Source organism: Alcaligenes sp. HNGD-HTN06 (genome assembly GCF_049932565.1).
GTDB classification, from domain to species: Bacteria; Pseudomonadota; Gammaproteobacteria; order Burkholderiales; family Burkholderiaceae_B; genus Alcaligenes; species Alcaligenes ammonioxydans.
Window position 1 is genome coordinate 2,948,955 of sequence record NZ_CP187782.1, and the last position, 14,173, is coordinate 2,963,127.

Annotated in this window: 9 protein-coding genes; 4 read left to right on the plus strand and 5 right to left on the minus strand. The window is 58.5% G+C overall.

The window, feature by feature from the left end:
* Positions 1–52 precede the first annotated feature (52 nt).
* Entirely contained in the window at positions 53–793 is a 741-nt protein-coding gene (locus ACOZ42_RS13560; protein ID WP_003802386.1) for a flagellar brake protein, read from the plus strand.
* Here the strand turns inward: ACOZ42_RS13560 and ACOZ42_RS13565 are convergent.
* Positions 790–1,404 carry a nucleotidyltransferase family protein gene (locus ACOZ42_RS13565; protein WP_003802388.1) on the minus strand — a complete coding sequence of 205 codons (615 nt, stop codon included), beginning with the start codon at positions 1,402–1,404 and terminating at the stop codon, positions 790–792. The genes ACOZ42_RS13560 and ACOZ42_RS13565 overlap by 4 nt on opposite strands.
* Before the next feature lie 492 nt (positions 1,405–1,896).
* Here ACOZ42_RS13565 and ACOZ42_RS13570 point away from each other — a divergent pair, with 492 nt between their 5' ends.
* Positions 1,897–5,235 carry an autotransporter domain-containing protein gene (locus ACOZ42_RS13570; RefSeq protein ID WP_426345259.1) on the plus strand — a complete coding sequence of 1,113 codons (3,339 nt, stop codon included), beginning with the start codon at positions 1,897–1,899 and terminating at the stop codon, positions 5,233–5,235.
* A gap of 222 nt (positions 5,236–5,457) precedes the next feature.
* Here ACOZ42_RS13570 and ACOZ42_RS13575 read toward each other — a convergent pair whose 3' ends face one another.
* The 4 genes from ACOZ42_RS13575 to ACOZ42_RS13590 all read right to left on the minus strand — a co-directional run bounded on the left by ACOZ42_RS13575 (position 5,458) and on the right by ACOZ42_RS13590 (position 10,371).
* On the minus strand, positions 5,458–6,060 hold the full coding sequence (locus tag ACOZ42_RS13575; RefSeq protein WP_407927749.1) for an N-carbamoylsarcosine amidohydrolase: 603 nt from the start codon (positions 6,058–6,060) through the stop codon (positions 5,458–5,460).
* 7 nt (positions 6,061–6,067) lie between these two features.
* Positions 6,068–7,120: a 2,5-dihydroxypyridine 5,6-dioxygenase gene (locus tag ACOZ42_RS13580; protein WP_240209613.1), complete on the minus strand. Its 1,053-nt coding sequence runs from the start codon at positions 7,118–7,120 to the stop codon at positions 6,068–6,070.
* 81 nt (positions 7,121–7,201) lie between these two features.
* Positions 7,202–8,026: an alpha/beta fold hydrolase gene (locus ACOZ42_RS13585; RefSeq protein WP_426345260.1), complete on the minus strand. Its 825-nt coding sequence runs from the start codon at positions 8,024–8,026 to the stop codon at positions 7,202–7,204.
* A gap of 86 nt (positions 8,027–8,112) precedes the next feature.
* The gene (locus ACOZ42_RS13590) at positions 8,113–10,371 is read right to left on the minus strand and encodes a molybdopterin cofactor-binding domain-containing protein (protein WP_426345261.1); all 2,259 of its coding nucleotides are present in this window, start codon (positions 10,369–10,371) and stop codon (positions 8,113–8,115) included.
* A gap of 396 nt (positions 10,372–10,767) precedes the next feature.
* Between ACOZ42_RS13590 and ACOZ42_RS13595 the strand changes: the two genes are divergently transcribed.
* Together ACOZ42_RS13595 and ACOZ42_RS13600 are read left to right on the plus strand one after the other, a co-directional pair.
* Positions 10,768–11,244, plus strand: coding sequence for a (2Fe-2S)-binding protein (locus ACOZ42_RS13595; RefSeq protein WP_003802266.1), 477 nt, complete (start codon positions 10,768–10,770; stop codon positions 11,242–11,244).
* On the plus strand, positions 11,241–14,093 hold the full coding sequence (locus tag ACOZ42_RS13600; protein ID WP_426345262.1) for a c-type cytochrome: 2,853 nt from the start codon (positions 11,241–11,243) through the stop codon (positions 14,091–14,093). Before ACOZ42_RS13595 ends, ACOZ42_RS13600 begins: the two co-directional genes overlap by 4 nt.
* The last annotated feature ends 80 nt before the right edge of the window (positions 14,094–14,173 follow it).

Consider the following 14,173-nt stretch of genomic DNA (forward strand, 5'->3'; position numbering starts at 1 on the left):
GGCGCGTACAATCCCTTACAGTCACTTACCGATCTCTTTTTGCCGCGCTGCCATGACCTCTTCGCTCCCCCCTCTTGAAGACGATCCATTTCAAATCCAATCGAAGTTTGAAATCCTGCGTGTTTTACGGGCTATTGAAAAAGGCGGCCTGCTGTTGCACATGGAAGCCAACCACGGCAATGACCGGATTGTGACCACCATTTTGGATATCGATCTGGACAATAATGTGGTGGTAATCGACACCGCTAACAAAGAAGAAAAAACCCGAAATCTGCTGCAGTCCGAACACACCAGCTTTGAGACCTCTGTCGACAAGATCAAAGTAACCTTCCAGGGGCCCAAGCCCGAAGTGGTGACCTATGAAGGACAACCGGCCTTGGCCATCCCGATCCCCGAATCCATTCGCCGTTTGCAGCGACGCGAATTTTTCCGCGTGAGCGTACCGGTCAGCGAACCGGCCATGGTGATCCTGCGTCTGAATAACGAGGCAAAGAGTTTCATGCTGCACGATATCAGCGGCGGGGGCTTGTCGTTGGTCGACGAATCCCAAAGTCTGGCAGAGGTCATTGGTGCACATAAAACAGAGTCCCTGCTGGAGCTTCCTCAGGCAGGCTCTTTTGTCGTGGCGCTACAAGTGACACGAACCGAAACGCAACAACTGCCCAATGGCAAACAGATTCAACGCCTGGGCTGTACGTTTATTGACTTGTCTGCCTCCACGCAAATGGCCATCCAACACTATATTGGTCGCCTGGAGCGCCAGCAGATCGCCAAACAGCGCGGACACGGTTAATTCGAGTCAGGGGACATTCCCAGATCACTGGGAATGTCCACATCACGCAAGATCCCCTCATCCACCAAGGGCAGGAACAGGGTCTGATCCCTGTTGGCTTGCAACAAGCCACGCGCGCCTTGCTCATCGGGCAATGTCAACAGCGCCTGCTGCCAGGCCAGACCAAAGCCAATCGGATTGCCCGTCTGCCCGTTCACAACCGGACGTACTATCCCAGCGCCATCCTGCACGGCCTGAGCGACCGCCGCTACTGTACTGGGCCGTACCCAAGGCATATCCGCCAACAAGACGACATAGCCATAAGAAGGCCGACTCGCCTGTATCCCGGCTTTCAAACTGACCCCCATGCCGCGCGTCGCGTCTGGCGCCGGTACAAAAACGAGCGGTAAATCGCCCAGCTCACGCCGCAGAAGCGGCTCATGAACATCGCAGACCAGTAGCACTTCATCCAGCACGGACAGCGCAGTCTCACAGACACGGCGCACCACCGTTTTGCCATCATCCATCCGGGCCAGCAGTTTCAGGCACTGACCTGAGGGATCGAACCGAAGACCCACACCGGCGGCCAGAATAATGCCCGTCACCCCCGAGACCCGCTGCTGTCCAACCATTCAATCTCCTTTACACTTCTGCGTGAGCCTACTGCGGCTCATTGTCTTTCACGATCAGCCTGAACAATACAAGTGATCGAGGCCAACAAGGCTCCCACAAACCGGGCTTCCAGTACATCGTTAAAAAAAACGGCAAATCCCTTGGTACTGTATCAAGGCCACAAGATCAAAGCATCGGACCCAGCAGGGAGATGGACTCAAAGAAACACCAAGAAGGATTAAGCCCGCAGGACGCCCTCCAAGAGCAGGTCGAGAACTGACTCTGAGAGAGCCAGCCGGGTAAGGCAAGCTCCCATTCAAACCTTAAGCACCCCAGCCCAGGCCCCGTTTAAAAGCACTGCCCGCCTATTTAAAACAATAAGTGTCCATTTAAAACAATCTGCTATATTTTCCCCACACTAGCTCAACGTCATCTTCTCGTGCAAGGCTCTCCTTGCCAACCTGAATGCCTCAGGCTCAACAAACTGCTTCCTCCACTTCAGGGGCTCCTCCGTGCAGACACTATTTCGCGCCTTGAATACCCGACCCGCCATGACACCCAACAGGCTATGGGCAGCACTGACACTGGCTATTGCCCCCCTGTCCGCTCACGCTCTGGAAGACAGAACCGTGGAGAACGCTGCCGGGCGCAGCGTATTCATCGCCCGGTTTTTCGACATTGGCGACGGCTCCTTTGACAATGACAACACCTCATTCTGGAGCTGGGAAGGCCATCAGGCCTACAAAAACGAGATCGTCGACGGCCTGGGCTATTGGGCGGAAATAATTCAGCCTCAGGGCAACAAGCCCGCCACCATCGTGAACATCGGCACGGTCGACATGCCGGGCAACGCCTACGGTGGCTCCCCCGTGGCCCAAGGGGGGCACAGCGCTTTGACGCAAATGCAACAAAACATCTTTGGTCTGTCACCCTCAACCGGCACCCTGCCCTTGGGCGGCCACGGCTTTTTTGGACTGGGCCAGGATGACTACGCACTCAATCCCGCTCTGACCCAAACGCCTCTTAGCGGCAAAGACAGCGTCCTGCTGACGGCCATACACGAAATTGCCCACGGTCTGGGCGTGTTAAGCAGCGTTGAAGACAAAGGCAATCTAGACGAATTCAAGCCTTATTTTGAAAGTGATTTGAGCAGCTGGACGCAACTGCTCCGGGACGACAACGGCAATCCGGCACGCGCAAACCAAAAAATTGTCTGCAGTGCTTGCAACAACACCTACGACCCCGATGCGTTTGATCTACGCCAGGACAAAGGCTATCTGACCGGGACTCACATCGAACAGGTGCTGGCCGGTGGCCTGCGCGGTGTCCCTGTCAAGATACTCGGTGAGGAGGGAGGCGTAGACGATAACTTCATGAGCCATATCGAACTTCGCAACAGCGTCATGAGCCACCAGAGCTACCGCAACTATTCGGGCTTCATGGAGGCTGAACTGGCCGTCATGCAGGATCTGGGTTACACCATCGACCGGGCCAATTTCTTTGGGCGCTCCATCTACGGCGATGGCCTTGATCTGGTCAACACACAGGGCTTCTTTGAGCGCAATGCGGCGGGCACACAGTACCTGACTGGCCGCTACAACCTGTCGACGCTGGGTCTGGGCCTGCACATTTATGGCAGCAACAACCAGATCCGGCAAGCGGCAGACCTGCTGAGCGCAGGATCGGGTGGCGCAGGCATACGGGTTGATGGCGAAAACAACACCGTCATTATTGAGCCCGGCGTCAAAATCCACGCCAATGGCCTGAATGGACAAGGCATTCAGTTTGCCTACGGTCGCGGACACACACTGGTTCATCGCGGCGATATCCAGGCCAGCGGACCGCAAGGCGTCGGTCTGCGTTTTGATTTCGGCACCAATTCACTGGGCAACCATACCGAGCGACGGGGCTCCTACCTACGCAGCAGCGAGGGGGCCGATCTACCCCTGCTCCCTGAACTGAACGGCCCTCTGGTCCAACAAGCCGATATCAGCGGGAGGGTAGCCGGCCAAGAGGCCGCCATTCTGATTTCTGACAATGCCTACGTGGGACGGATCAACCTGATGCAGGGCGCCCAACTGGAAGGCGATATTATTTCGCGTTATGCGCAACGCGACGATACTCAGCAACTGCGCCTGACCACTGTGTCGTTTGGCCAGGCAGCGGACCGCGAAGGCCGCAGTATCAATCAGCCCGATGCGAGCTTTAACTTCAGCTACGCAGGCAATATCACTGGTAAAGACAATCTGACCCTGTCCTTTGACGGCGGAACCAGCCAGTTGGACGGAAACTTGCACGTGCACAGTGCCACCATTCACGAAGGCGCTACCTTCAAGGGCAATGCGAGCTTTGATCTGGCCAGCGGCAACACGCTGTTGAACGCCGGCACTCTGGCGCCTGGACACTCAACCGGACGCATCAGCGTCAAGGGAGACTTCCAGCAAACCGCAACAGGTCAACTGGAAACCGAGTTCGACAGCAACGGTGCCCACGACATACTGGCCATCAGCGGCAAGGCAGAGCTTGCCGGCACCTTGAGCCTGCAGCCCCTGGCCGACTGGTATCAAAACTCGTGGGCAGTTGACACTGCGTCGCTGGTGGAGGCGAACAGCTACAGCGGCAAGTTCGACACCCTTCAGATCCACGCGGTATCCCCCACCTTGTCCTTTAATGCCGACGCCCTGGGCAATGAGCGCTACCGCTTGTCAGCTCACCGAGCCGACTACGCCTACAGTCAGTACGGCCAGAACGACAACCAGCAACAAGCCGGGCAAGCTTTGTTCAAGCTGGCCTTAGCCGGTCCTGCATCCGCCCAGCCCCTGTTCAGGGAGCTGGACTTCTCGGCGAGGAACGGCTCCCTGATCCGCGATGCCCTGGACCAGGTTTCGCCAGCCAGCTACAGTGCAGCGATGGCCGCCTCCCTGACACACGAGCGCGAAATCATGCAAACCGCCCGCCAGGGTTTTAGCCAAAGCATGGCGCGCCCCGCCAAAGACTGGCAAGGTTACGCCTTGATATCGGGTTCAAGCGCCGATCAGAGCACACGGGGCTCATTGCTTGGCTACGATGCCAACAGCTATGGCCTGATCCTCGGGGCCGGACGCAGGCTGGAGTCAGCACCTGATCTCGCCGTGGGTGCTCAACTGGATATTTCGGATCTGTCGGTCAAACCCGATGCTCCTTATGGCGGCAAGAGTAAAGCCACTGCGTTCGGGCTTGCGGCGCATCTGCAGTATCGTCCTGCTGCCCGCCACGGTCTTTTTGCGTTCAGCGGGCTGCGTCTGGGCCTGGAGCACGCTGATATGCGTCGGCACATCAGCCTGGGCAACTACCAGGCAAGCCACTCGTCTGACTGGACGGGCCGTCAATTGTCGCTGGATGCGGGCACAGGCTACCTGTGGCCGATCAGTCCGTCTTTGTCGGTCGGCCCTGTGATCAGCATGAACTATGCCTGGGCATCGCGGCCTTCTGTCGACGAATCGGGCAATGCAGCCACACTCCTTCAGCTGGAGAGCAAACGTGTTGACGCCTTGCGCTCCAGCCTTGGTCTGAGCGCTCTATGGAACCAAGATCTGGATGATGGCAGCAAACTGGCTGTAAATGTCGACCTCGGCTGGAACCACGAATGGTTGGACCGCGACCTGACTCAGGCTGCGCATTTTGCGATTGCCTCCTCGGACACCGCGTTTAACACCCGTAATCATGTGCTCCCTCGCGACACGATGAGCGTGCAAGCCGGGCTGAGCTGGCAGCGTGATGAGCGTCTGTCGATTGGCACAGGCATCCGCTCACAGTTCGGGGGTGGATATTCATCACTGCAGGGACAAGTCAACCTGCGCTGGGCGTTTTAAGTGTTGAGCCTGACAGGAGCTCGCGAGGGCCTGTGTCGTGAGAGACAACGAAGGAACGCACGTGCACGTGCAATGTGGGGGGAAACGAGCGGCGCACGTAGACGCGAGAGAGAAGAAAGGCAGGGGTATGTGGTGCCAGACGTATAAAGACATCGAGGGCACGAAAAACCTTGGGAGCCGGGGAAGGCGCTGACGCGCCTACCCGGTTCTAAACAAGGCGTTTTACAGCCCCATCAATTTCATGGCCTCTTCACGCGTCGCCACCGTGGCGTACTTCTGACGCATATCAAACAGGTTGGCCTCATGCGGGCCAATTGCCCGATCACCCACGCAGTCCGACACCACCAGGGGGCGGAAACCCAGTTGCATTGCATCCACCACGCTGGAGCGCACGCAACCACTGGTCACCGCGCCCGCCACCAGCAGTGTTTGCACGCCACGCTGGGTCAGCCACGCCGCCAGGGGCGTACCAAAAAACGCCGACGGCACGTTCTTGCGAACAATAAATTCACCCGGTGCAGGAGCCAGCTCCGGCACGATGTGGCTGTTGTGCGCATCTTCGGTCAGACCCAGCATGCCGGGGACTTTGATGCTGAAGATATTGTGATCAGCGCCATCGTCGGCATACACGATACGTGTGTGCGCCACCGGCCAGCCCTGCTCACGCGCCGTTGCCAGCAACTTCTGCGTGTTCGCGATCGCCTCAGGAATATTGCCGCCACCAAACACCGCCGGGTCAGCAAAACCATTCACCAGATCAATAATCAACAAGCCGTAGGGAGCTTGAGGCTCCAGCGTCGATCCAAACCCTTGTTGAGCGTACACCGCTCCTTCATTCGTACTCACCAACACCTCCATCCAGTACTTTGCCATCACGCACCACCGCCCGGCCATCCAGGCTGACCGTGCAATGGCGCAAAGGAATATCAATGTGGCAGGCCGTCGTGCGATTGCCGCCCGCCTCGTTGTTTGGGCCCAGAGAGAACAGGAAGTTGCCCTCGAACGCGCGGGCATCCATACCAATGGTGTTCTCACGCGAGTACAGGCCCAGCGTAGACCAGTGACAACGCGGTTGCAGACCCCAGCCAATGTGGGAGATCGCGTAACCTTCGGGATCGTTGAAGGACTTCATATACTCGTCCAGCAGCTCGGCTTCGACTCCCCCTTCAATCTTGGTGGCGTAGCCGTTTTCCACGGTCAAAATGATCTGTTCGGTCGAGTACTTCTTCTGTGGCAACAGGATGTCGCCCTTGTCGATCACGATGGTGCCGTTGGTACCCCGCTCATTGGGCCAGGTCAGCACAAAGCCGCTGGGCCAGTGATCCCACCGACCCGGCTCGTCCACAAAACCGTATTCACGAATCGCCGGGAACTCACCGAGCGGGCAACGCAGATTGGTACCGGCAGGAGAGGTAATGCTCATCTCCTTGGCGGCCTTGATCAAGGCCGCTGCCGCGGTCACGCGTGCACGATCGGCTTCGGTGGGCACCGTGCGAACCAGAATTTCAGGTGGCTCCACGGCCAGCAAAATCTTGGTACCCGACTTCAGAATGTCGATCTGCTCGGGCGAGAACAACAGGGTCATCAGGTCCAGCACCAGATCACTGGCCTTCAAGGCGGCGATCGCCGCCTCATTACCCGTCAAGGGCGTGGTACCCAAGTACGCCAGCGAGTCACGGCTCAAGGCTTTTTCCGCGTTGACCGGCAACAAGTCCAGGCGATTGACAATCGCTCCCATGGACTGGGCGGCAATCTGCGCGCACTGCAGGGTCTGCGGGTGCGTGGTCGAGCTGGTCAGCAAAGTCACCGTTTGACCCGCCTCCAGCTTGGACAGGCGCAGCACTTCTTGCCAGGCCTCGATGAGTTGATAATCACTAACTGCCATCTTGTCTCTCCTTGTGAGAGGCTCCGGCACTGAGGCGGAACCTCTGCATCACAACGGGCCGCCCATGCGGCCCTTTCAACATCACACCAGGCGCTGGCCCAGGAAGTCACCGAAGGCTTCGTAAAAGCCTGCTTCGTTATCCCAAGGGATCATGTGGCCGGCATTGGGCACGCGTACGTGCTGAACGCCCGGGGCCAACTGCTCAATCTCGGCTACATCTTCATCACGCACCACATCGCCACGCTCGGCTGTCATCAACAAGGCGGGCACCGTCAAATGCGGGAAGTCCACGTGGATATCGTCGGTGTGGAAACCTTCAAAGCTGGCCAGAATCGCCGGCTCGTGGCAGGTGTGCAGCCACTGGGCGCGCAATTGCAATTGCTCTTCCGTCCAGGTCGGGCAAAAGGCACGCATGTCTTCTGCGGTACACCCTTTGCGGGCCATCGCCATGGAATCCACGTACCAGGGCAGCTTGGCCGGGTAGGCACGACGACCAGGGCCGGAGACGGGCGGATCGACCATCACCAGACGGTTCAAACCTTCGCTGTTCTTGTGAGCGGCACGCAAACCAATGCGGGCACCCATGGAATGACCGACCATGATGTAGTCTTTCAGGCCCAGGGCTTGAGCCAAGGCAATCAGGTCATCGGCCTGCGCATCCAGGCTGTAGTCCATGCCTTCGGCCGCTTCGCTCAAACCACGGCCACGCACGTCCTGAATATAGGTGTCAAAGTGCTTGCCAAACTGCTCGCCCACAAAACCCCAGGTCACCGCCGGGCTGGTAATGCCGGGAACAATGATGACCGCAGGACGCTGATCGCGCCCACCGACGGAACCACCGTAACGCAGGTAATGCTGACGAATGCCATTGGCGTGAACATGGCCGCCGTAAAGAAAGGTACTCATTAATCTGTCCTTGGATTGAAACCGTCAGGTCCAAAGCCCGGTACTGCTAAAAGGCCCTGAACCCGATCCCTGAAAATTGCTGCTGCCTACACCGTTTGGGGCGTAGCAGCCAGCGCGGCCCGGACCACATCCGGTGTAAAGGGCACCTGCCGAAAACGTCGGCCAGTTGCATCAAACAAAGCATTGGCAATCGCCGAGGCACAGGGCACGGAGGCAGACTCGCCCGACCCCATCGGCGGTTCAGACTGCCTGTCCATCAAAATCACCTCAATAGGCGGGATGCGCGGGAAATCGATAATCGGGTATGCCCCCCACTCCGCGCTGACCACCCCTTGCGCGTCAAAACGCACCTGTTCATACAGGCTGCGGCTCAAGGATTGAATGACATTGCCGTGAATCTGGTGACGCACTCCCGTAGGATTGACCATCTGGCCCGTGTCCTGACCGACGTAAATCTGCTGAACCTCGATCACTCCCGTATCCTGATGCACTCGCAGGTCCAGCAACCAGGCCGACCAGGCTGCGCCAAAACCGGGAAACTTGCTGTGTATATAACGGGCATACGCCAGGCCACGACCATACAGATAGCCCTGCGCATCGGGCTGCCCGCGCGAACCACGATGTCCAATCTGCCACTGGCCTTTGTCCGCGACTGCCTGCAGCAGCTCCTGGGCGCGCACATCCTGATCCAGATAGCGCAGGCGATAACTCAGCGGGTCTACACCCGCCTCCACCGCCAGCTCGTCCAGAAAGCAGTCATGCGCAAACGAATTGGGCATGGCCGACACGCCGCGCAACCAGGAGGCACGCACAATCGCGGGCATGTCCTGGCACACAATGCGCTGCTTGGGATAGCTGTAAGGCGGCACCGCCGTGCGATCGCCCATCTCCAGTTGCCGGGGCGCCGCCGACTCCCGACCGGTCAGCAACAAAGCCAGATTCGGCGCATCATTGGAGGGGTAATGGGTCACGAACTCGTAGTGACGCAGTTGCCCCTCAACATCCATGGAACCGACCACGTCCATCAACTGAGCCGCACCTTTAGGCTCCCAACCGTGCTCCTGTTCACGCGTCAGTTGCACGCGTACCGGCGCCCCCACCGCCTGTGACAGCAAGAGGGCATCGGCACACACGTCGTCAGCGCAATTGCGACCATAACAACCCGCCGCTTCATGACGGATAATCTCCAGATCCGCCTCGTCCTCGCCCAGCAACTGGCTCAAGTGAACGCGCAACATATGCGGGTTCTGTGTGCCCGACCAGATCCGGCTATGGCCTGGCTGATAGTGCGCCACTGCGCAAGAAGGGCCTATCGACGCATGCAACTGAAAAGGCCAGACATAAGTACGCTTCAAGCGTTTGCCTTCGGGCGGCAATGCATCAAAGTCCGGCCCTTTATCGACAAGCAAGCGCTCCGTCATGGGCTGACGACGAATCAACTGCTCCAGATTATTCATATCCTCCAAAGGAGGAATCGCTTTCCAGCGCACTTTCAATTCACGGGCGGCACGCATGGCGTGTTCTTCACGAGCCGCGACCACCCCAATAAAGTCGCCAATCACCACGACACGCACATCGTCGGCAATATGACGGATGGACTCCTCGTCCACGGATTCCAGGCTGCAACCGATGAAGTCGCCACTATCACGTCCGGTATAAGGAGGGCGCACAACACGGCCATGCAACATGCTGGGTACACGCACATCGTGTACATAGACCCACTGCCCCGCGACCTTGCCCGGAATATCGACACGCGCCTGGGCGGTCCCGACAATGCGCAATTGCTCGGCCGGTTTGGTGGGAGTTTCCTTATCCAGATAAGCCCGCAGTTCCTGGCCTTCCAGCAATTGCCAGTACGTCAGGCTACGCCCGTCCGGAGCAATGACTGTGCCGTCATCCACACGCAATTGATCGGCGGGCAGCGTCCAGCGTTGCGCGGCTTGTGCCAGCAGCAATTGACGTGCCTGAGCCGCCGCCTTGCGCAGCGGTACAGCATGAATCTGAATGGACGCGCTGGCGATGGTGGGACCCTGGTTGGGCACTGCATCGGTATGCCCCAGCACCATTTGCACACGGGCCATGGACACATCCAGTTCATCTGCCACAATCTGGCTCAGTGCGGTCTGAATCCCCGTACCCAGATCCACATGTCCATGAAACGCGCGCACCCACCCCTGCTCGGACACCGCGACAAAAACATCGTCGTGCGCCTGCAAATATTCGGACACCACGCCGGGCTGACCGGGCGAAGGCTTGGGAGGCCGTACCGGTGCCGCTAAAATCAGCAAGGTGCCGCACGCCCTGAGCAAATCCTGCTGCTGGTGACGCGGCGCATCGTAAGACATCACTCTCTCCTGGCTGGGCTCTTTATAGAGGGTCTGGCACGGGACAGTCCGGGTTCGGCCCCTGACAATCCACCCGAGCGCTCGACAAACCTTCAATTACTAGCGTACACGCCCTAATAAAACAAACAAACCGCAACAGATCTTATTTTCCACAACTACTATAAAGATAAAATCAAGGGCCCAATAATCAGTGTAAACCCTATACTAAATGAGATTTTGCGGAATTTTTCATAACTTCCAACAAGCCCTTTGATTGATACCTCAAGGGAGTAGTAGAATCTATTTACTCAATAAATTAAAGTGTATACACTTAATTTAAGCATATCAATACCGAACTGATAAAAGCACCGCCCATCCTGTCCGACAACAAGGTGCGATCTACCCAAGGTGAAACCCATGAACCCTTGTACTCGCCCGCACACTTTGCGGGTCAATCAAGAGACCCACATCATCGAGGTGGAACCCGATACCCCGCTGCTTTATGTGCTGCGCAACGATCTGGAGCTCAACGGCCCCAAGTTTGGTTGCGGGCTGGGCGAGTGCGGCGCTTGCACCGTTCTGGTCGACGGCGTGGCCGCCCGCTCCTGTGTAGTGCCCGTCAGCCTGGTGGAGAATCGCCAGATCACCACGCTGGAAGGCCTGACCCACAACGGACAAGCCAATGATGTTCAGCAGGCATTCATTGATTGCCAGGCGGCACAATGCGGCTATTGCCTCAATGGAATGGTCATGACTGTCCAGGCTCTGCTGGACCGTAATCCGCAAGCCACGGAAGCACAGATTCGGGATGAACTGCGCTATAACCTGTGCCGTTGCGGCACCCATGTAGAGATCATGCAGGCCGCCCTGCGTGTTGCAAAGGCCCGGCAATGAGTCATTCAGTACAGGACTTTTCCCGAGCGCTGTGGCCCGAGCTGCCCAGTGACACCCGCTTGCTGCATGGCGTTGTTGTGCGCCCTCCTTACTGGTCCTACGAAAACGGCCAGTATCTGGGTGCGGAATTACAGACCGTCGACAAACAGGCCGCCCTGCACGTGCCCGGTGTCGTGGACTGTGTACATATCGGTAATTACCTGGGCGTGCTGGCTGTTCAAGCCGAGCAGGCCCAACAAGGCGCCGCCTTACTGGATGCTCGCTGGGTCACGCCCGTCGCGGCAAGCCAAGCCGCTCTGCCAGCGGATGACGCCCGCGCGTCCGCGCTTAGTCCCCCCGACCAAGGCTATGAGTGGCAGTCTGCCCTCGAGCACCCGCATACTGCCTGGGCCCGCGCTTGCTATCACAACAAGCAGCTTTTTGTTTGGGCGCACACCCGGCGCCCCGCGGCTCTGCTGATAGAACTGCAAGCCTTGAGCGGCCTGCCCAGTGAGCAGATCCATCTGCACGATACGGCCGACAATCAAGCCGATGCCTACGACTGCGCGATGGATGCAGCGCTCATGGCCTTTGGCCGCCCCCAGGCCGTGCAAGTTCGGGCCAGCCAAAGCGAAACCAGCATTCGCCTGAGCGTCTATCAAGGCGCCGCCGAGCCAAACGATCTGACTGCCCACTTGCAGGCGTGCCGTTGGCAATTGAACACCTTGTCCGGTGTGCGTCCTTCCCTGGCCGCCATTCTTTGCGGCCAGCAAGGCTTGCCCAGCAGTGGCCTGGCAGTACAAAGCGACTACTTTTCCGCCCCCCTTCCTAATAGTGATGGCGCTGCCGCCAGCAGTGACCCCGACAGTCTGGCCCAGGCCACCGTCTTTGCCCAAGAGTCACAGTTCGATCAGGCCTGCCACCAGTTGGGACTGGACCCCTTGGAGGCACGACTGGAGCATGTCCGCAGCCCGCAAGGGCGCGAATTGCTGCAACGCGTTGCGCAACAGTCGGATTGGTCCGGACCCCTGCCGGCTCACCAGGGGCCGATACGCAAAGGTCGCGGGCTGGCCTACAGTCATACTGTGGAACACATCCCTGGACAGGCAGCCCGTGAGCAGTGGTCAGCGTGGGCTGTAGACGTGAGCGTCGACACCCACCAGGGGACGTTAAGCATAGACAGGCTGACCGTTGGGCACGACAGTACGGAACAGGACAACCCGGAACGAGTACCGGAATCGGCCCCTGCCCTGGCTGACAGATTGGGGCGGTGGGCGCAGCAACTGCTGAACCAGGATCTGGGCAAAAGCGGCGCTCATAGCGGCAAGCCCCCTGTCACGGAAGCGATAGATAAATCTGCCGGCAAACCTACCGTCCAACTGGTCAAACGAGAAGCGGCCGTCGGCCAGCCCTTGGCCTGGAATCAGGGCGTGGAGCTACCCGCTGCGGCCGCCATTGCCAATGCCATTTTCAATGCCAGTGGCATCCGCCTGACCAGTGCTCCTTTTAACGAACAGTCTCTGGCACTGGCTTATCAGGCCACCACCAGCGCCAGCAGTAAAAAACGCAAAGCCTGGTGGGGAGCCTTAGCCGCGGTGGCAACCGGCACCATCCTGAGCGCCCTGCCCTGGCGGCCCGCCATTGCTCCAGTAGGGCACGTGGATACATCCATCTTTTCGGAGCGCGCCATCGAGCGTGGGCGGCTGGTTGCCATTGCGGGCGACTGCATGGTCTGTCACACGGCTGAAGGCGGCAAGCCCAATGCGGGCGGCCTGGGTCTGGAGACCCCGTTTGGAACGATCTACACCACCAACATCACCCCAGACAAAGAAACCGGCATTGGGAGCTGGAGCTACAAAGCCTTTGAGCGCGCCATGCGCGAGGGCATCCATCAGGATGGCCGTCATCTATACCCGGCCTTTCCTTACACCGCCTTTGCCAAAATCAGCGACGAGGACATGCAGTCGCTCTACGCTTATTTGATGACGCAAGAGCCGGTCAAGGCCAAGCCACCCGAAACCAAACTGCCTTTTCCCATGAATATGCGGCCTTTGGTAGCGGGCTGGAATCTGCTGTTTCATCGAGATCCCAATGCGTATGTGCCCGACCCGACGCAAACCGTGCAATGGAACCGCGGGGCGTACCTGGTCAACAGCAGCGGACACTGTGCCGCCTGCCATAGTCCGCGCAATATGCTGGGCGCAGAAAAAAGCGGTGAAGCGAATTTCCTGGCCGGCGGTTTTGCGGACAACTGGGAGGCACCTGCGCTCAACAGCCTGTCCAAAGCCCCCATCCCCTGGACAGAACAGGAGCTGTACCAATACCTGCGCACCGGCTACTCCCCCCGTCATGGCGTGGCCGCCGGGCCCATGGGCCCGGTAGTCGCAGGACTGGCTGAGCTGCCTGAGTCGGACGTGCGTGCCATGGCCCATTACTTGAGCAGCCTGAACCCGGTCGCTCCTGAACAGGAACAAACCCATGCTGCGCAGGCTGCATTACTGGAGCAGAACAGCCGCAGCAATCAGGAAGTGATGGTGATGCCGGGCGAAAACCTGTTCAACGGCGCTTGTGCAGTTTGCCATGACCCGCGAGGTGGCCCGGTACTATTTGGCGCCCGTCCGTCTCTGGCCCTGAACAGCAATCTGCACAGTGAGCACCCCGACAATACGATTCAGGTACTGATGCACGGCATTACCCGTCCGGCGCAGCCCACCCTGGGTTCCATGCCCGGTTTCAAGAACAGTATGAATGATGAGCAGATGGAAGACCTGCTGAACTATATGCGGGCGCGTTTTGCACCGGACAAACCGGCCTGGACGGGATTAAAAGACAAGATTGCGACCATACGAGAACAGAAAGGTCACTTGTAGACAGGGCTTGTCCGTCGATTGTGTTCAGACACACGGCAGATGAAACAAAGGCGGCTTCAAGCTTTCACTTGGCCGCCTTT